Source organism: Niabella sp., assembly GCF_030150205.1.
Lineage (GTDB): Bacteria > Bacteroidota > Bacteroidia > Chitinophagales > Chitinophagaceae > Niabella.
The window spans coordinates 1-19,978 of sequence record NZ_JASLGT010000006.1 but is presented as its reverse complement, the minus strand read 5'-3'; the positions used below and the strand labels follow the sequence as shown (position 1 = coordinate 19,978).

The 19,978-nt window shown below is 46.3% G+C and carries 13 protein-coding genes and 1 riboswitch; of the genes, 5 read left to right on the top strand and 8 right to left on the bottom strand.

All coding sequences use genetic code 11. The annotated features are described in order from the left end of the window. Positions 1-355 precede the first annotated feature (355 nt). The 3 genes from Q1V85_RS04560 to Q1V85_RS04550 form a co-directional block, all read right to left on the bottom strand. The gene (locus tag Q1V85_RS04560; RefSeq protein ID WP_300597910.1) at positions 356-862 is read right to left on the bottom strand and encodes a DUF2480 family protein; all 507 of its coding nucleotides are present in this window, start codon (positions 860-862) and stop codon (positions 356-358) included. A 109-nt stretch (positions 863-971) separates the two neighbouring features. Beyond that, positions 972-3,110, bottom strand: coding sequence for a peptidylprolyl isomerase (locus tag Q1V85_RS04555; protein WP_300597908.1), 2,139 nt, complete (start codon positions 3,108-3,110; stop codon positions 972-974). Between the two features lie 137 nt (positions 3,111-3,247). Then, a complete protein-coding gene (locus Q1V85_RS04550; protein ID WP_300597906.1) occupies positions 3,248-4,771 on the bottom strand; it encodes a bifunctional GNAT family N-acetyltransferase/carbon-nitrogen hydrolase family protein in 1,524 nt (507 codons plus the stop codon). 188 nt (positions 4,772-4,959) lie between these two features. Between Q1V85_RS04550 and Q1V85_RS04545 the strand changes: the two genes are divergently transcribed. The 4 genes from Q1V85_RS04545 to Q1V85_RS04530 all read left to right on the top strand — a co-directional run bounded on the left by Q1V85_RS04545 (position 4,960) and on the right by Q1V85_RS04530 (position 12,900). Next, positions 4,960-6,237 carry a DUF3472 domain-containing protein gene (locus Q1V85_RS04545; protein WP_300597904.1) on the top strand — a complete coding sequence of 426 codons (1,278 nt, stop codon included), beginning with the start codon at positions 4,960-4,962 and terminating at the stop codon, positions 6,235-6,237. A gap of 235 nt (positions 6,238-6,472) precedes the next feature. Continuing rightward, positions 6,473-6,575, top strand: a riboswitch (SAM riboswitch). A 306-nt stretch (positions 6,576-6,881) separates the two neighbouring features. Next, positions 6,882-10,055 carry a SusC/RagA family TonB-linked outer membrane protein gene (locus Q1V85_RS04540; protein WP_300597902.1) on the top strand — a complete coding sequence of 1,058 codons (3,174 nt, stop codon included), beginning with the start codon at positions 6,882-6,884 and terminating at the stop codon, positions 10,053-10,055. 10 nt (positions 10,056-10,065) lie between these two features. Continuing rightward, entirely contained in the window at positions 10,066-11,508 is a 1,443-nt protein-coding gene (locus Q1V85_RS04535; RefSeq protein ID WP_300597900.1) for a SusD/RagB family nutrient-binding outer membrane lipoprotein, read from the top strand. 141 nt (positions 11,509-11,649) lie between these two features. Then, positions 11,650-12,900, top strand: coding sequence for a TlpA disulfide reductase family protein (locus Q1V85_RS04530; RefSeq protein ID WP_300597898.1), 1,251 nt, complete (start codon positions 11,650-11,652; stop codon positions 12,898-12,900). A 108-nt stretch (positions 12,901-13,008) separates the two neighbouring features. Here the strand turns inward: Q1V85_RS04530 and Q1V85_RS04525 are convergent, their stop codons facing one another. From Q1V85_RS04525 to Q1V85_RS04505, 5 genes are all read right to left on the bottom strand, one after another. Further along, positions 13,009-14,022: a zinc-binding alcohol dehydrogenase family protein gene (locus Q1V85_RS04525; protein ID WP_300597896.1), complete on the bottom strand. Its 1,014-nt coding sequence runs from the start codon at positions 14,020-14,022 to the stop codon at positions 13,009-13,011. Positions 14,023-14,123: 101 nt separating this feature from the next. After that, positions 14,124-14,828: a hypothetical protein gene (locus Q1V85_RS04520; RefSeq protein WP_300597894.1), complete on the bottom strand. Its 705-nt coding sequence runs from the start codon at positions 14,826-14,828 to the stop codon at positions 14,124-14,126. Next, the gene (locus tag Q1V85_RS04515) at positions 14,818-15,324 is read right to left on the bottom strand and encodes a hypothetical protein (RefSeq protein WP_300597892.1); all 507 of its coding nucleotides are present in this window, start codon (positions 15,322-15,324) and stop codon (positions 14,818-14,820) included. The genes Q1V85_RS04520 and Q1V85_RS04515 overlap by 11 nt, the downstream gene beginning before the upstream one ends. Before the next feature lie 84 nt (positions 15,325-15,408). Continuing rightward, positions 15,409-16,428, bottom strand: coding sequence for an aldo/keto reductase (locus Q1V85_RS04510; protein ID WP_300597890.1), 1,020 nt, complete (start codon positions 16,426-16,428; stop codon positions 15,409-15,411). Between the two features lie 104 nt (positions 16,429-16,532). Continuing rightward, positions 16,533-17,570: a nucleoid-associated protein gene (locus Q1V85_RS04505; protein ID WP_300597888.1), complete on the bottom strand. Its 1,038-nt coding sequence runs from the start codon at positions 17,568-17,570 to the stop codon at positions 16,533-16,535. A 271-nt stretch (positions 17,571-17,841) separates the two neighbouring features. Here Q1V85_RS04505 and Q1V85_RS04500 point away from each other — a divergent pair, with 271 nt between their 5' ends. Next, a complete protein-coding gene (locus tag Q1V85_RS04500) occupies positions 17,842-19,761 on the top strand; it encodes a peptide-N-glycosidase F-related protein (protein WP_300597886.1) in 1,920 nt (639 codons plus the stop codon). Positions 19,762-19,978: the final 217 nt, after the last annotated feature.

Genomic DNA, 19,978 nt, shown 5'->3' with positions numbered 1-19,978 from the left:
ACAACAAAATATTCAACAGCCTTGACGATGTAGAAAACACATTAGTACGCGCGTTGGAGTCATATTACCAAAACCCCGGGGCAGTAAAACAACTATCAAAAGGATATGACTATTTTAGTAATAATGATAGCGGTTAATTATCAGCATGTTTTAGTGCAGTATACCCATTTTCCAACGTAAAGTTGTAATCAAAAAGTTTGTAATATTTTTTTCGATTACAAAAATGATGATTACAAAATAGACGCTCCCTGAAAAAGTTGACACGGAGATGTAAAAAAGCCGCTCATATTTTAAATGTGATTATAACCCGTTCAAAACAAGAATTTTTTGTTTTGAGGCCGCCCAATGGGGAGCACTATTTTCTTTTATATACCGGAACCGTGCTGCAGGGTTCTCCATACATCAGGCTTTTAACCACGGGAAGCAACTTTAAGGAAATCTGTGCATAGGCTTCCTCAGATACCGGAATATCGCCGCAGCCTTTGATGACCACGCGCGCATCAGTAAAGGTTTCTGCATCAATGGCGTCAATATTTTTCAGCAACCATTTATTTTTTACAGTAGCCTCATCTCCAAGGCTTACAAATGTGGCAATGGGCTGCAGGTAGCTTACAATAAGCATATACGCCCAAAGCGGAATGATGGCATCTGCAGAACACACAATACCCACCAGCTGGTTCTCATAGGCCGACCAGTCCTGTTCTTTTAGTGCGGCCCGGAAATCTTTTTCTCTCAGGATCATACCCATAAAAAGATACTCCTTGATATCGAAGAGTTTAACCGGTGCTGCAGGATAATAGGATTCCAGGTTAAGGGTAATGATCCCGCTTTCTGCTACTTTATTTCTGATGATAGGCTCCATAACAATAAAACAAAGTTAAGCCGGTGCTGGTTTAATTTCCTAACCGGAAGAACAAATAAAAAGCCCCGCTTTTGCGGGGCTGAAAAAATATGCTGAAAAAAATATTCGATTAATAGAATTTGCTTCTGAAATCCTTGATCGTAGCCGCCTCCCGCAGTGCCTGGATCGACTGGAACTGGGCCTGTTGTTTTGCCTGCATGTAACGCATCTTGCGCAATTCATCCAGGTTTTGAACGGGAACCGGGGTGCTCATTAAATTATCAACACGTACCACGTATACGCCCTGGCTACCGGCAATAGCTTCGGGGATCATCTTTTGCAGGTTGTCTTTGTTAAATGCAGCACCGATCACTTTGGGTTCAAATCCAACCGCTGAAGGAGATTGACCATTAAAACGCAGGCTGTCTGCTGTTTCTACCGGTTGTTTCAGTACAGATGCCGCTGCTTCCAGTGTGGTGATCTTGCCGATTTTATCACTGATGATCTTTGCCTTTTTCTGATTGATAAGCAGCGGTTCCACCATCATGCGGGCCTTAGAAGGGCTCATGGTTCCTTCCTTGTTAACTTCTGTAACCAGTCCTACTACATAATAATCGCCCACTCTTTCCGGCTGGATCACATCGCCCAGGTTGGCCTTATAAACATTTTTTACAAAGCTCCGGGAAGCTCCCAGCCCCTGGATCATGGCGCCGGTAGGCTGAATATCGGTGGCAATGGATTTCATAATGCCTTTATCTTGCTGCAGTTTTTCGGCAGCAGCATTAAAGGCCTTTTGGTTGGTAGCCTGCGCTGCAAAATGCGTAGCGGCACTGCTGGCTGCATTATCCGTTTCCTGGCTGGCCTCAATCGGCTTGGTTACATAAGCAATCTTATAACCGGTAGCGCTTCCTTTGGTGCCCAGCACTTCAATAATATGGTAGCCGTAGTCGGTTTTTACAATGCCCTTGCTGCCCACAGGATGGGTAAAGATGTAATCATTAAAAGAAGGCATCAGTTGCCCGGAGGGCACATTGTCATACACTCCGCCGGTTTGTACGCTTCCCTGGTCGGTAGAAAACTTTATCACCAAAGAGTCAAAATTGGCACCTTTTTGAATTTCTGCAAACAGGCTGTCGGCCAGTTTACGTGCGGTAGCAGAATCTCTTAAAGGGATTTGCTGACCGCTTTGAGGATCCTGGGTTGTTAATCCTATCAGGATATGCCGTACTTTAACAGTGTCTGGCATGCTGGTAGTAGCAACAATTTTTGCCAGGGCATAATTATTGGCATCTACATAGGGGCCATAAATATTGCCTGTACCTACCCGGAGGATGGAATCCTTCATAGGCACCTGGATGCGGTTGCCACTGATAAAGCCATCATAGTAGTTATTGATGCCCTCGCTTACCAGGAATTCTTTTACATTATGCGTGCTGTCAAATGCCGGCTTCAGATCCAACACCCGCTGACGGGCTGCAGCGCTGTCGGCAGCACTGGGCTGTGCATTAAACGCAACATAAGAAATGCCACGGCTTTCCTGTTGTTTAAAGTCGCTTTTATGTTTGTTGATATAGTCCTGTATATCGCCATCGGTAACCTTCACTGCAGAATCGGAAATGCTGGTATAAGGAGCTCTTACAAAAGAAACCTTCGACATCAGGGCTTCATCGGCCTGCCGTTTTTCCATCATCCATTTGGGGAAGTTAATGCTGGTGGTTAACAGGGCATCGTATTTCTCCGCCTGACGCTGGAGGATCAGCTGGTCCAGGAATCCATTGATCTGCGCTTTTTGTTCTGCGCTTCCTTTGGATTTGATATCGTTGATCTGTTTCTGTGCAGCATTGGCATCAAATCTTCCGGTTTGCGGGTCTGTAAAGCCTTGTGCCAGCTCCTGGGGAGGATTGGCTCCGAAAAGCAGGTCATTCAGCTCTTTCTTGCCCACTTCCAATCCCAGCTTCTTAGATTCCTGGGAAAGCAGGATACGGGAAACTTCCTGGCCCCAGGCCATTTCGTTGGCCTGCTGGGCAGCGCCCTCACCTCCCGCCATTCCACGGGACTGCATCATTTGTGTTTGCTGTTCTACAAGACCGCTGAATTCCTGAAACTCGATTTTTTCTCCGTTTACTTTTCCAATGGTGCGGACATCTCCTGTGAAAAGGCTGCCTCCGTTCTCAAAAGCAAGCATCACAACAAATATGACCAATGCAAGCCCAATGATTACAGCCATCACCTTGCCATACTTGTCCTGAATGTTCTGTATTACTGACATGTTAAATAAGATAGTTAATTAAAAGGTTGGCAAAAATAGCGTTTTTAAAGATATCAACAAACTGTGGAAAAAAGGGGGTTAATCGCCCGGAATCGGGTCCCGCCACAAACGAAAATAAGCATGATTACAACCCTTTTTTACCCTTTCCGGATGACTTCATATACATCTTTCCGCCGGTCTGCCAGGTTTTTAACACTTCCAAACTTATGAAGGTGCCGTAACAGGTCGATATCTACATCGCCGATCACTACCATTTCTGTGTTGGGCGTGGCTTCTGCCTCAATACCATTCGATGGAAAGGAAAAATCGCAGGGGGTGAGGATCATCGACTGTGCATACTGGATATCCATATTCTGCACCTGCGGAAGGTTGCCCACATTGCCGGCAATGGCCACATAACATTCATTTTCAATGGCCCGGGCCTGTGCACAATGCCGTACCCGGAAATAGGCGTTCTGTGTATCGGTAAGAAAAGGCACAAAGAGGATATCCATTCCCTCATCGGCCAATAGCCGGCTAAGCTCCGGAAATTCAGAGTCGTAGCATACCAAAATACCCACCTTACCGCAGTCGGTATCAAAAGTCTTTACCTGGCTGCCGCCCACCATGCCCCATACCCGTTCTTCATCGGGGGTAACATGGATCTTTTCATATTTATCAATGGAACCGTCCCGATGGCAGAGATATCCCACATTGTAAAGACGGCCGTCCACCACCTCCGGCATACTGCCCGTTACTATATTTATATTATAGCTTACCGCCAGGGCCGCAAACCGGTCCCGTATAACGGTGGTGTATTTTGATACTTCTTTTACCGCATCGGCAGCAGAAAGGTGGTCGTATTCTGCCATCAGCGGGGCATTAAAGAATTCCGGGAACACCGCAAAATCGCAACGGTAGCCGGAAACCGTATCAATAAAGTACTCCACCTGGGTCATCATCTCTTCCAGGTTCCTGTATAAGCGCATCTGCCATTGCACCAATCCCAGGCGTACCACGCGTTTAAGGGGAAAGGCCTGTTCATTGCGGTCTTCATAATAAATATTATCCCATTTCAGCAACACACCGTATTCGCTCGATTGCACATCTCCATGGAGGTAATTTTTTATAATACGTACCGGGTGAAAGTCATTAGAGAGCTGAAAGTCAAGCACCGGGTCGTGTAGTTCTTTTTGCTTCACCTTCTGAATGTATTCACTGGGTGTCATTTCCCCGGCATATTTGTGATATCCGGGTATCCGTCCGCCAAATACAATGCCTTTCAGGTTCAGGCGTTCTGCCAGTTCTTTCCGGTAATCGTACAGGCGCCGTCCCAGGCGCATGCCGCGGAACTGCGGTTTAATGAATACATCAATACCATATAAGATTTCACCTTCGGGGTCATGCGAGTTAAAGGAATAATTGCCGGTAATACTTTTATAATTGTGCCGGTTATTCACTTTTTTTTCATCCACAACGATCGAAAGCGCACAGGCGGCCATCACTCCATTTATATAGATCGCCACCTGCCCTTCCGGAAAAAGATTAATAAGCCGGTTGATCTGCTCCCGCTGCCAGTAGCTTTCCGGCATGCTGGGATAGGAGGCGATCATGGTTTCCTTAAGGGCATCGTACTGATCCTTTTCGAGTGTTTTTATTTCAATATTGATCGGGTCTGTCATAGTAACAAATTTAACGTAAATAATCCGGCCGGGACTCTTGTGCGGATCGTTGCAGATGCCTCTTATAATCAGCGCATCTGCGGCAAACCATCCGGCGAAGGGCGCTTTTCCTCTAGTGAATGCAATCGGTTGAGCAGCCGAATCACCCGGTTTCGCAATATATTCGCATCATACAAAAAATACGCTTTATGAACCGTTCCGTAAAAGGATTGTTTGCAGGGTTGCTGCTTTTTTCTTCCGTTGTACATGCCCAGTCCATCACTGTTCCCATGGGAGGAAATGCCTGGGCGCTGGACCGAAATGAGGAGGGCATACGGATACGCAATAATGGAGTAACTAACTGGACAAAGATCGATGATGGGTTTACCGCCTACTTAAGGGTAGCACAACCGGGAACGCTTAAAGTATGGCTGGAAACCGGCACTGTTACCGGTACTCCGGAAATCGCCATGTCTGTATTCGGGCAAACTAAAAAGACAATTTTAAAAGGAGCCAGTGCTTCTTTTTATATTGGGGAATGGAATATAAAGGATAGCGGCTATGTGCCCATTGTAGTGAAAGGGATCCGGATAGACGGCTGCTGTTTTCCGGATGTTACAGCCCTGAAGTTGGAAGGATCGGCGCTTACTGATAAAGCCAGTTACACGAAGAATAATGAAGGCGGCTTTTTTCATTGGGGCAGAAGAGGCCCATCCGTGCACATGGGTTACCAGTTGCCAAAAGATGTGGATGCGGAATGGTTTTACAACGAGGTAACCGTACCTGAGGGCAATGATCTGATCGGATCTTATTTTATGGCGAACGGTTTTGGAGAAGGCTATTTTGGCATGCAGGTGAATTCCGCCACAGAGCGCCGCATCCTGTTTTCCGTTTGGAGCCCTTACCAAACCGATGATCCCAAACAAATTCCCGAAGACCATAAGATCAAGATGCTGAAAAAAGGCGAAGGCGTTTATTCCGGTGAATTTGGCAATGAAGGATCTGGCGGACAAAGTATTTTGAAGTACAACTGGAAAGCGGCCACCACGTATAAGTTCCTGTTGCATGTGGTGCCGGATGGGGATAGTCATACGATTTATACCGCTTATTTTTATGACGGTGCAAAAAATACCTGGTTGCTGGTAGCCAGCTTCCGGCGTCCGAAACTGGCCACTTACCTGAAGCGGCCGCATTCTTTCCTTGAAAATTTTAGTCCTAACCAGGGCGACCTGGAGCGGAAAGTGTTTTTTGGCAACCAGTGGGTACGGGATACCAAAGGCAACTGGCATGAACTGACAAAGGCGCGCTTTACTGCCGATAATACGGCGCGCGTTGGTTATCGTAAAGACTACGCCGGCGGTGTAAAGGGCCAGCAGTTCTACCTGCGGAATTGCGGATTCTTTAATGACTTTGTTCCTTATGATACAATGGTAGAACGGGAGCCCACCGGCAAGGCCCCACAAGTGGATCTGAACGCATTGCCATAAAATAACGCTTATCTTTTTATCTGGCCATCTTCTTTTATATAAGGAGATGGCTTTTTTTTATACCTGTTTGCCGGGCAGACACCCATATGAATGCATCCGTTTTTCTACACCCATCTGTGGGTTATGTCAACAGAATAAACGGACATGTTCTCTTTCATTAATAGTCTACTTGTTTTGTAGAAATTTATTTTGTTAATAATATTTTAGCAATTACCTTTGCCCTGTCTTAACAGACAACTTATCAAGAAAGACTGAGGGAGATGGCCCTGGGACGTCTTAGCAACCGACTTTAAAGGGATTGGTGCTACATCCATCCGCCAGAGGCGGAAAGATAAGTGAGTCGTCAATGTGCTCTGCATTGTCTGCTATTCACGATTTTCTTTCCATAACAAATTTTTTAAACGGCAATTTTTGAACATGAACACAAAAATGCAATTACCCGGGCATGACCATGTGTCGCCCAATTGCCGGCAGATGAACTGTCGTAACATACAAGCACCACAACTTCTTATGATGAGGTTGGCGTGTTGTTGCTGCTGATCTTAATCCCTTTTTCATTTCAGTTTTAATGAACGGTCTGAAGCCGAACGGGATCCGTATGCTTTGGCCGTAACCATCCGAATATTTTAAAATAGAATGTAACAATGAACCAATTTCTAAAAAGACTCATTTATGCAGCGCTCGTTCTTTTTCCATTACTGGGTACTGCGCAGTCGGCAACCATCACAGGAACTGTACAGGAACTGCAGTCGGGCACACCGCTGGCGGGGGTAACGGTAGAAGTTTCCGGTACCAACCGGCGTACAATTACCGGTGAACAGGGTAATTTTTCGATAGCGGCAGGACCGCATGCCATCCTGCTTTTTTCCTATGTGGGATACGCTAACCGGCAGGTAAATACCGATACCATAAAGGGAAACCTGCTGGTGCCATTGCAAAGTTCAAACACGGCGCTCGACGAAGTAGTCGTAACGGCCCTGGGTGTTTCCAAGTCCAAAAAATCGTTGGGATATGCCACACAGGAGCTAAAAGCAAAAGATATTTCAGAAGCCCGCGAAACCAATATTGTAAATGCAATGGCGGGAAAGATTGCCGGGGTACGGATCACCAATACACAGGGTGATATGGGATCCTCGCGGATCGTGATACGGGGCGAAACGTCTATTGCCGGAAATAACCAGCCGCTGTTTGTGGTGGATGGGGTTCCGGTAGATAACTCGCAGCTGGGCGCCGGAGGGTCGCGCGATTTCCGCAATGCGATCGCCGACCTGAACCCGGAAGATATTGAAACCATCAGCGTACTGAAGGGGCCCAATGCAGCAGCACTTTATGGTTCACGGGCTGCGCAGGGGGTCGTGCTGATCAAAACAAAGAGTGGAAGAAGCAAAAAAGGCCTGGGTGTAACGTTAAACTCCAATGTGAATATTGCCAAATTGCTGATCCTGCCGGAGTATCAGAATGTTTTCGGACAGGGATCGGAAGGCAAGTTCAGCTATGTAGATGGCAAGGGCGGCGGCACAAACGATGGGGTGGATGAAAGCTGGGGCCCGAAGCTGGATGGGCGCTTGATCCCACAATTCTATTCTAACGGTCAACCCGTGCCTTTTGTGGCCCATCCCAATAATGTGCGGGATTATTTTAGAACGGGCATTACATACAGCAATGGTATTGCATTGGCCAATGCCGGTGATAATTACGATTACCGGATTTCTTATAACAATGAAAAGCAGTTGGGGGTGGTGCCCAACAGTGAGGCAAAAAAAGACAATGTATCTTTTAATGCCAATTATAATGTTACAACTAAATTAAAGGTAGGTGTGAATGCTAATTATGTAGTGAACGATGCACCCAATCTTCCGGGAGCGGGTGGTAAAAGGGCTACCAGTACCATGCTGCAATTTACCTGGTTCGGGCGTCAGGTAGACATTGGTCAGTTAAGGAATTATAAGGATGCAAACGGCAATGGCATCAACTGGAACAACAGCTATTACAGCAACCCTTACTGGATCGCTTATGAAAATACCGTAAGCCAGCGCCGGAACCGGATTATCGGGAATGTGAATGTTAATTATACAATCCTTGACGGACTAAGCGCCAATTTCCGCACGGGTACCGATTATTATAACGACCGTCGCAAGCTGAAAATAGCTTACGGAACCAATGGCACACCCTTCGGCTCTTATGAGGAAGATGCATATGCGGTAAATGAAAATAATACAGAGGCTACATTGCGCTACAACAAAAATCTCAACAGTAATTTTAGTCTGGACGCATTGGGTGGATGGAACGTTCGTACGAAAGTGTATGAGGAAAACATACAACAGGCGCCACGTTTGGCAGTGCCAGCGGTATATACGCTGGCCAACTCCAGGGATCCGCTGATTTCATCCAACTTTTATTCAAAGTTGAAAACGTACAGCGCCTTTGCTTCGGCACAACTGGGCTATAAAAACTTTGCTTTTGTAAACCTTACGGCGCGTAATGATTGGTCTTCAACATTACCGGAACAAAATCTTTCCTATTTCTATCCGTCGGTAAATGCGAGCCTGGTACTAACCGAAGCGTTGGATATCAAAAATAATACACTCAGCTATCTGAAATTAAGAGGTGGCTGGTCAAAAGTGGGGAGTTCGGCAGATCCTTATCAGTTGATCAATATTTTTAATTTTAATGCGCCGTTTTTAAACAGTCCGCAACTGGTGACTTCCGGAGTGGATCTCAATCCCAATCTGAAATCAGAAAGTACCAGTTCTACAGAGGCTGGGTTGGAAGCCGCATTTTTTAATAACCGGGTACGTCTGGATCTGAGCGTGTATAATACCAACAGTATCGACCAGATATTGAAAGTAGATGTAACCGCAGCAACAGGGTACAATCAAAAATTGATGAATGCAGGGAAGATCAATAATAAGGGAATTGAGGTGCAGCTGGGGATTATACCTATAAAAAAACAGGATTTTCAATGGAATGTAGATCTGAATTATGCGGCTAACAGAAGCCGGGTGCTGATCCTGGATTATGAAAAGCGTTTACAGAATTATGTACTGGGATCCTATCGCAGCGTGCAGGTGCTTGCTTCTGTTGGGAAACCCTATGGTACCTTGTTTGGCAATGCTTACCTCCGGGATGCACAGGGAAATATTGTTGTAAACAATAGTGGTATTCCGCTGGCCGATCCGAATAAAAAAGTGTTGGGTAAATTTACACCTGACTGGGTAGGCGGTATCAGTAATAGCTTCTCCTATAAAAATTTTAATCTTTCCTTCCTGGTGGATGCCAGCATTGGCGGCTCGCTATTTGCCGGAACCAATTCTACCGGGAGCTACACTGGTGTATTGGCGCTTACGCTTCCCGGGCGGGATGCGGAGCACGGCGGACTTAGTTATTACTATCCGGGCAATGACAAGAAGAACGGTACAAAGGCAGGCGCCAGCGGCCCCAACGGGGAAACGGTGTATGATGATGGTATGATCTTTAACGGGGTAGCTGCCGATGGTAAAAAGAACACTGCTATTATTCCCGCATCCCAGTATTATAAGGCCTCCCGGAGCATTGAAGAGGAATACGTGTATGATGCTTCTTATGTAAAGCTGCGGGAAGTAAAGCTGGGGTATAACCTGCCGGCACAGTGGATCCGTAAGATCGGTTTTCAGGGAGCGTCCTTTTCTGTAGTTGGACGGAATCTCTGGATCATTCATAAAAATGTTCCCAATATCGACCCTGAAGTGGCTTTTAACACCGGCAATGCGCAGGGACTGGAAGACCTCACGCTTCCTACTGTGCGGAACATCGGATTTAACCTGAACCTTAAATTTTAAAATGGCAGTCATGTATAAAAATATATTCAAATTATTTGTAGTTCTTATTACGCTATCTTTTACTGCCTGCAAAAAGAACCTGGCGGAAATCAACCGGAACCCGAATGCGGTGGAAGATCCGCAGCCGGATTATTTGTTGACCGCAGCTGAAAAGATTGCAGCCGATATGTATTGGGGGGCGGATAATAATTTTAATTCCAGTTTGCTCATCATCCAGCATTGGGCCAAGATCCAATATACGGAACCAGACCGTTATATCTTCAGCAATAGCAGTTTCACTTCGCTTTGGAATACGGGATATGCCCAGGTGATCACCAACCTGAATACGATCATACAGTTTCCGGATGAGAAAGCCAATGCCAATTATAAAGCCGTTGCTACCATTCTGCGATCCTGGATATTTCAACTATTGACGGATGCATATGGAGCCATCCCGTATAAAGAATCCGGAAAGATCAAGCAGACCCTCACGCCTGTATATGATTCTCAAAAAGATGTGTACTTTGGTTTGCTGGATGAGCTGAAGTCGGCCGCAGCCATACTGAATCCTGCTGCTGGTGGCGTTTCGGGAGATGTATTATACGGAGGGAGCCTGGCCAGCTGGAAAAAATTTGCGGGAGCGCTCCGGTTGCGTATTGCACTGCGTATTGCAGACCGGGAACCGGAGAAAGCAAAACAGGTGATCAGCGAGGTAACCGCCGACCCATCTTTGCTGATCAGCAGCAACGCCGAAACGGCGCAACAACGCTATGATAAGCCGCCCTTGCAAAACCCGGTGGCCGCCTGGTTTTCTACCAGGGACGATTACCGGGTAGGCAAGACCATCATCGACAAATTATATGCGTTAAATGATCCGCGCCTGGATGTATTTGCCGATAAGCCCAGCGATCGCTCTGTTACGAACTATGTGGGAGTGCCCAGCGGACTCACCAACAGTGACGCCAATAATCTTGGATTTGCAAAAACGTCTAAACCGGATTCCGTGTTTTTCCGGTCGGATATCAATCCAGCGGTAATACTAAGCTATGCAGAAGTGTTGTTTGCAAAGGCTGAGGCGGTAGCGCGTGGACTTCTGTCCGGTAATGCGGCGGATCTGTACAAACAGGCCATTACCGCGTCACTGCAGCAATACCAGATCATCGATGAAAATATAATCAACAATTATCTGAATCAGCCTGCCGTAGCGTATAACGCTGCGAACTATAAAAAGTCCATTGGTGAGCAGAAATGGATCGCGTTATACGGCCAGGGGCTGGAAGCTTTTGCTGAATGGCGCCGGCTCGATTACCCGCAACTGACGGCGGGCGCATCCGGAGTATTGGATGGAAAGATTCCGGTGCGGTTTATTTATCCGGGTACCGAGCAATCGCTCAACGGTGATAATTATAAAGCCGCGGTAGCCGCCCAGGGAACAGATAACCTGCTGACGAAGTTATGGTTTGATGTAAACTGATGTATGCGTCTTGTTTTGGCACAGAACACGGAGATCTTGTCTTTGTGTTTCTGTGCTCAAACGGTAATAACCGCGCAAATGCAAAGACTTAGCGAACTTTACATGAAAGGACTTTGTTTTACTTTAATAGATTTAAAGATCATGCAGAAAATATACCGGTGCTTTTTTTTGATACTCCTTTTGACGGGTTCATTTGTGGCCAGTTATGCCCAGCGTATAAAACCCGGCATCTGGCAGGGCGTTTTACAGCGGCCAGACGGACAAAAGATCATTTTTAATTTTGAATCCGCCACACTAAAAGGAAAGCCGGTATGGTATGTGATCAATGCCGGGGAGCGCCTGCTGGTGGATGCCATCCGGCAGAAAGGCGATTCGATCTGGATCCAGATGCCGTTTTTTGCTTCCGGTTTTGCATTGCAGGTACAAAAGAACGGGACCCTGAAGGGGCTGTATATAAAAAATTATGGAGCACGTAAGGAGGAGATCCCCTTCTACGCTTTGCACGGTGTAGCAGAACGATACCCCTTGGGGAGGCCTGCAGCTGTAGACATCAGCGGGCGCTGGGTGGTAGCCTTTAACTCCGGCAACGGAAAAACGCAGCAGGCCATTGGTGAGTTTGCACAGGAAGCCAATGGCCGGGTCACCGGTACCTTTCTCACTCCTTCGGGTGATTACCGCTACCTGGAAGGATCCGTAAGCGGTGATTCCCTGCACCTCTCGGGTTTTGACGGCGGACATGCATTTGTATTTACTGCTTTACTAAATGATAAAGACAATATCAGCAAAGCGGCGGTGTATTCGGGTTTAAAAGCCACGCAAAGCTGGACGGCTCAACGGAACGATACCGTGCAGCTCCCGGATGAAAATACCTATACTATATTAAGAGAAGGCGAGAGCCGGCTGAATTTCCGTTTCCGGTCTACCTCTGGTGAGTGGGTATCCATTAACGATGCCCGGTATAAAAACAAAGTGGTCATTGTGCAGATCCTGGGTTCCTGGTGTCCCAATTGTATGGATGAAACGGCCTACCTGAGCGATTTTTATGCCCGCAATAAGGCACGGGGAGTGGAGATCATTGGACTGGCGTATGAGCGAACCGGAGATTTTGAGGCTTCGCGGAAAGCGCTGGTACCTTTTCAGAAACGGTACCATGTAAAATATCCGTTCCTGGTAACGGGTGTGTCCGTTTCAGATGAGCAGCGGACGGAAAAAACATTGCCGCAATTGGAAAGTATTAAGGCATTTCCCACATCTATTGTGATTGATAAAAAAGGAAATGTCCGGAAAATACATTCCGGTTTTAACGGGCCCGGTACCGGTAAACATTACGAAGAATTTAAAAAAGAATTTGAAGCGTTTATTGACGAACTGCTGAAGGAGCCTGTCCTGTAGAAGCGGCCTGAATCCTTCATAAGGATCTGCAGTAACCATTAAGAAATGAAGATGCATTAAGGCATCAGGAGCTCCTAATGCCTTAATGGTATAAGAGCATCTGGCTTTTTAAAAATGCACCATTGCCTTGATCACACCCGTTGCGGGATGCAGCCAGCTTTCGAACTGCGCGGGCACTTCGTCAAAGGCCACTGTATGCGTGATATAGTTCTGTGGCCGGATCGCACCATCCTTTATCGACCGGATGACGTGCTCAAAATCTTCTTTTACGGCATTGCGGCTGCTCATTAAGGTAGTTTCCCGTTTGTGAAATTCAGGATGACTGAATGAAAAAGCTTCTTTCTGCAAACCGATCAGTACATAGCGGCCGCCATGCGCGAGGTATTGAATGCCGTTGTTGATGGCCTTCAGGTTGCCGGTGGCGTCAATAACCACGGTAGGGAAATCGCCATTGGTGATGGCTTTTACCTGTTCTGCAGCATCTGCATCCGTTCCGTTCACTACGGCATGCACTCCCAGGTTTTCTTTACAAAACCGCAAACGATCAGTATTGATATCGAGTGCAATTACATGGGCGCCTGCTATACGCGCCAGTTCCATGGTTCCCAACCCAATGGGACCTGCACCAATCACCAGCACATATTCGCCGGGCTGCACATCCGCCCTGCGTACCCCGTGGGCGCCAATGGCCAGTGGTTCGACCAGGGCCAGTTCATCTGCACTCAATCCCTGTCCGTGCAACAGGCTGCTGGCGGGCACCACAATCTCTTCCCGCATACCGCCGTCAACATGCACGCCAAATACGTTTATGTTTGCACAGCAATTGGGCTTGCCGGTACGGCAGGCAATGCAGGAGCCACAGCTGAAATAGGGAATGATGGTTACCAGCTCTCCTGGCTCAAAACCATCTGCTCCGCCACTATAAACCAGTTTTCCGGAAAGTTCATGACCGAGGATTCGGGGATAGCTGAAGAAGGGCTGGGTGCCTTCAAAGGCATGGAGATCGGTACCGCAGATGCCAACACGTTTGAGACGGATACGGGCCATGCCGGTGCCCGCTTCCGGAAGCGCATCTTCGCGAAAGGCAAAATGACCGGGGGCTGTGCAAACAAGAGTTTTCATACTACAAAATTAATTGTTATTTCGACAATTGATAATGGATTGTGCATTTAATGTGGCAGGTCTGATGATCGTGTCAGAAAATCAAAAACCTGGCAGGAAGATCATCGTTTTTGTTGTGTGGACTGGTATGCTATGTTCCTCATCTTGTCGAGAATTAAACCGGTACGGGCTTCTTCCCCATAGGGCAATGCAGTTGCTACCGACTCTCTTATATGCGGGTTGACTAAGAACTCCATGCAGCTGTTTTCCAAATAAGTTTTGAGATCAGCGTCTTCATGATTAAGGGCTTGTTCTTCGAGAGCGCTGCAATTGTCAAAAAGAAAAATAATATCTTCAAAATCCTGGCTCGCCCGCAGGTCCGTTCCGCCTCTGTTTTTTAATGCCTCCAGTTTTGTGGCAAGAAAATAGGGAAGCGGAAGCAAAAAAACCTGAATGCCCGTTTCTATTTCTTTTAAAATTCTTTTGGCCATTCCCATTTTGTACCATTGATTGCTGAAGCCGAGTATTTCGCTGCTTGTGGGCATTATATCAACAGTAACTCCTTGATATATCCACCTGCAAATTGGAGCGCCTGCCTGTTGGTCATTTATAAAGCCCAATTTGCGTAGCCTTGCTTCTAATTCAATATATAGAATCCTTGAATTGATTTCAATGATACAATCTACATCGATAGTGGGGCGTATATCAGAATACGCCGGATCATCTGCATAGAGCGGAACAACGGCCCCTCCAACAAAGGCGACATCTTCGCTTAGATTTGCCAGCCCTTTTGATACGATACGTATCCTGTACAGGCTATCCTGCATTATTTAAGTATTTATCCAGTTCTTCAATAGCAGCTTTAACTTCTCTTGCTTTTCCCATACGCAATGTATCTATGATTGCTAATAACTCGTAAAGCTGGAGGTCTTCTTCAATAATTTTCGGAACCGTTTTGTAAAGGGGCGACAAAGAGAAACCTCTGGCAGTCCCTTTTGAAAAGGGCCAAACATATATATCCTGATTATTTCCGAAATATTTATTTATGGGAGATGCCGCGTATGCTGTAGGAATTCCTCTCACCCGGGGACCAATCCTGACGGGAAACACATATTTTAATCCATGAATTAAAAACTCTCGAATGGCCTGTCGGTTCAGCTGTTTTTTGGAGACGTCAATGAACCCGGAGATAAAAAGACGATTGAATACTTTTGTTAACTCCGCCGGGCTGATCCCTACGGCCTTGGCAACCTGATATTGAGAGAGCCCCTTGCTTTTTATAGAAAGCAATTTAAGAATAACAAGAATGTCTTGGGGTTTCATCTTGCAAATCTATGCTAATGTTTACAATTTACAAATTGTAAATTATTTTCATAAATATTTGATATGCACTGTATTATATGTGGATTATAAATACGGATAATCTTCTGCAATTAAGCCATCTTCCTTCAGCCGGTTCCAGAAATCAACCGGGATCTCTATATGGCCCATTTCTACATTCTTACGTACGCGGGCGGGGTTGCTGCTGTTTAGAGCAATGCTTTTTACTCCGGGTACATGGAGCCCAAAATAAATGGCAGCAGCAGCGGGGTCGATCTCAAATTCCCTGCAGATCTCATAATACCGGTCGCGCCACTGGTAATAGTGTGCATGTTCCGGGTTATTGCGGTCCAGCAGGATATAATTAAAATAATCGCTGCCCATCAGGAAGCCGCCGTGGAATACCGCGGAATTGATGATCGAAATGCCTTGCTGGTACAGGCTGTCTATAAAGGCGATCAGGTCTTTGGGATGATGGTAGATGGTAAAGCTGTTGGCGATCATCACCCAGTCCAGCTTTACATCCTTAGCAATTTTTTCAATCGCCTTCCAGTCCTTGGCTCCAATGCCGATGCCGGCTACTTCGCCTTTTTCTTTTAACTCCGTGAGTGCCCGGTAGGCGCCCAGGATATCATCGTAGCGTTTCTGATAATCGGCTTCATCTGTGGCGGCAGCCAGGTATTCGTCTGGATCATGTATGGATACCAATTGTGGAATATAACCGCCCAATAATTCATTTCCCTGCCGGAAACATTCTAAAATACCTTCGTAGCTGATCTTTTGTTCAGCATCGTTCTTCAGCTCATGCCAAATGCCTTTTTCAAAAGTGGGTTCAGGTGTGATGAGGGGTTTTTGCACCCAGGCCAGTTTATTGCTGATCAGGACCTCGTTTTTTTTAATACCCAGGTCTTTGAGGCATTTACCCAGTTCCTCCAGGGCCAGCCCGGCTCCGTATTTTCCGGCTGAGTCAAACAAAGGGGTATCTCCCTCCGGCGTGGCAGCGATATATTCTTTTACAATGGCCAACTTTTCATCATACGGTAATGCCCGGTACAGGTTGCCCAGCAGGCTGGTACCGGAACACACTACAGGTAACTTTATTTGCATGGGTCAAAATTATCTGAAATGAAGAATAATCAACATTCAATATTTGCTGATTTCTATATTTAATTAACCGGTTTTAACAGTTTGAAAGGAGATATACCTGCTCTTTATTCTTCATTGTGGAAATATAACTTATAAAACCGCCCTTTATCATCCTCCCCGTGCTCGATCATATTCCGGTCGCCATGGATATAGATATGAAAATTCTTATCCAGTTTGATCACGCTTTTGTACGCCCGGTTCTGCCGCTTTACGGCTGCGGGGGAGATGGAGAAATTATCGGCTATTTCTATATCCCGTTCGGCGGAATAGTGTTGTTTATAACGATCAAAGCTCTCCACATATTCTTTATGGTGCAACACCTCGTTGTTAAAGGTCTCCTGGTCAAAATGCTGTTTCTCTTTAAAAAAACTGAGGCTCCGGTTCAGCAGGTCTGCCTGATCGGCCTTGGTTACATTATATTGTTCCGGCAAATGGTCTACTACATATGATTTGTACAAGGCCATCGTACTTTCTGTATTGAAATACTGATCCTGGCGTTGCTGGATCCGCAAAAAACTGTCCGTCCAGTAACGGGCCTCCGGCGATTTATTCTTCGTATCTACAATGGAAATAATATAACCGTTTTCCTTGTCGGTATTAAAGATCATGCAGCCTTTGTCCAGTTTGTTGATGTTGATGCCTTCCTCGCTTTCTACTTCAAAGGCATCTTCTACCGGGAATACTTTTAAAAAAGGCTCTTTGTTTTCCGATTTGAACAGCCCGATGGCGTCCACCGTTTCACCGTTCAGCAGCCCTTCTTTAAAATACACCACGTAAAATTCACCCCCTTTAATGCTGGGATGGGTACCCTGGTTGTACAGATGCTGGGCCAGGTTTTTAGATTGGGCCAGGGTTTGTTCCGGCTTTTCAAAAATAGCGGAAACATAGTTCCAGGCTTCATTGGTGCTGATATGCCCCTCGGCGTAAAACTGGAAATATTCTTCCGATTTAAACGGATTCAGAAAATAGCGGGTCATCAGGTCCTTAACCTCCGGATCTACCGCCAATTCCTTTTTGGAAAGCGTCAGGTATTCCTCCTCCAACTGGTTGCCCACTTTATGCACGGCGATATGGGTAATGGCCGATCCTTCAAAATACTGCATGCTGCTGTTTTAAACGGGCCGTAAAGTAATGCAAAATGCGGGAAATCGGATATTTGCTTCATGTTGTGCGGGACGATCTGCAAATAATACTGGCTGCCGCTGATGCGCAGATAAGCGTTGCATGTGGCTATCAGGGAATTATTTTAGTCATTCAAAGTTAAAAACGGATCTGCGCATCAGCGGCCGTATCATTTAAAGGTTCCATCGTTCTTAGAAATTGCCGAATTCATTTACCTTCGGCCCGGTCTTAAAATCATTATCCTACCCGCTTATGAAGATAAAATCGATATTATTCCTCTCGTTGATTGCTGTTTCGTTCGTTGCCGGGGCCCAGACGCCTGCGGTGAATCATGTAATTACGCATAACCGTACAACAGTTATCTGTGATCCTACCAAAGGGGAGAAGGCCTATCCCGCCTGGGGCGTATTCCCTAAAGAAAATACACCTGTACGTAAAATAACCATGCATCTTACTTTGGGAAGCCCGGACAGTTTACTTACCGCGCATTGGGACTACCTGGATCATATTACATTGCGGCGGAAAGGCGGCGCGAAGGGCGCGGAACTGAATTATGAATTGGGCAGGATGCTTACGCCTTACGGCAGTATTTATAATAAAGGCTGGAGCTGGAAATGGCAGGTAGATGTTACAGATTTTTCTCCCTGGCTACGTGATAGTGTGGAAATTGTGTACACACATTCCGGTTACGAAGGCAATACGGTGGGATGGGCATTGACGATCGATTTTGAAATAGTATCCGGACCGCCGGTTGTAACTCCGCTGGGCATGGTCCCTCTTTGGAACAAAGGGTATAAATATGGCGATCCAAAAGCGAAGATTGAAGACAGTTTATTGCCGGTTAATTATACATCGGTTGCCGGCGCGGTGCTCAATCGCATCCGCATTCAGCATACCGGGCATGGGATGGACCGTCCGCGAGGGTGCAGCGAGTTTTGCAGCCGCTGGCGGGATCTGAGGCTGGACGGAAATATCATCGATCATCGCAATATGTGGAAAGACTGCGGAGGCAACCCGCTCTATCCACAAGGTGGTACATGGATCTACGACCGCGCCTACTGGTGCCCCGGTGATTTACAGGAACCAGATGTAATTGATGTATTTACAAAACCCGGCCGTCATGAAGCGGCATTGCAAATGGAGCCCTACACAGCTACTGATAATATACAGGCCGTTGAGAATATTTCAGCCTATTTGTTCCAGTATTCCGCACCCCGGCAAAAAACAGATGCGGCCATTGACGCTATTATGGTTCCCAGTGATGAGCAGCGGTTTTTCCGGTTGAACCCGGCAAGCGCTACCCCACGCATAATAATACGGAACCTGGGGGCAGAACCATTGCGTGCGCTTACCATCGTGTACGGAACAGACGGCTTTGAGAAAAAGACGTTCCGCTGGAAAGGGTATCTTTCGTTTAATAAAACAGAAGAAATATTGCTGCCCGGCGAGATCCGGGAAAAAGAAGGTGTTAATACCTTTAGCGTAGTGCTTAAAAATCCTAATGGGAAAAAAGATGCCTGGTCTGGTGATAATACGCTGCAGGCGAGCTTCACCGCCCCGGTAAAGCTGCCTTCGGAATTTGTGCTGCAACTGCTTACCAATAACAAACCAAAGGATAACCGGGTATATCTGGTAAATAGCAAGCTGGACACGCTTTTTCAAAAAACACCGGCCCAGTTGGAACCAGGGACGGTTTATACAGATACGATCCGCCTTGCAGCAGGTACGTATTCTTTATATTTGACAGACACTGCGGGTGATGGACTGGAGTTTTGGGCAGAGCCCCGGAACGGGGATGGCTACCTGCGTTTGTTTGATTTGAAAGGGAACCTGATCCATGCGTTTGAAAGCGACTGTGGCAATGGCGAAATGCTAAGCTTTAAAGCGGTGCCCGGTTTTATGCCGGATACCACCCAACCCAAACATGCATTTTCGCTTTATCCCCGGTCTGTAATTGATCAAACGCAGCTAAGTGTGGTATCCAACAAGCTGAGCAATATGACAGTAGTGATTACGGTAGATGGCGTGGTTTGGCAAAAACATGAGTACAAGGCTATAAAAAATGCGGTGTTTGGTTATGACCTTACCCACTTGCCTGCCGGAAGAATTGTGGTGGAAGCATTTATGGATGGCGTAAGTCGTTTTAAAGGCCGGATCAATAAACGGAAATAACGATTGGTGGGTTATAAAAGCTACGTTTTCTTTCAGCGGGATCGTCTGCACCTGCTTATGTTTATAAAAGAAATATGTAATACCGATTAGACATTAATTTAATATCTTTTTGTATATTTGAGTTATGGGTAAATTAAAAGAGCTATTCATTAAAGAGAGCCTTCCAGAACTCCGTCATTTACAGAAGCAAAATCCTTCTCAGTTTAAGCGTGTTCAA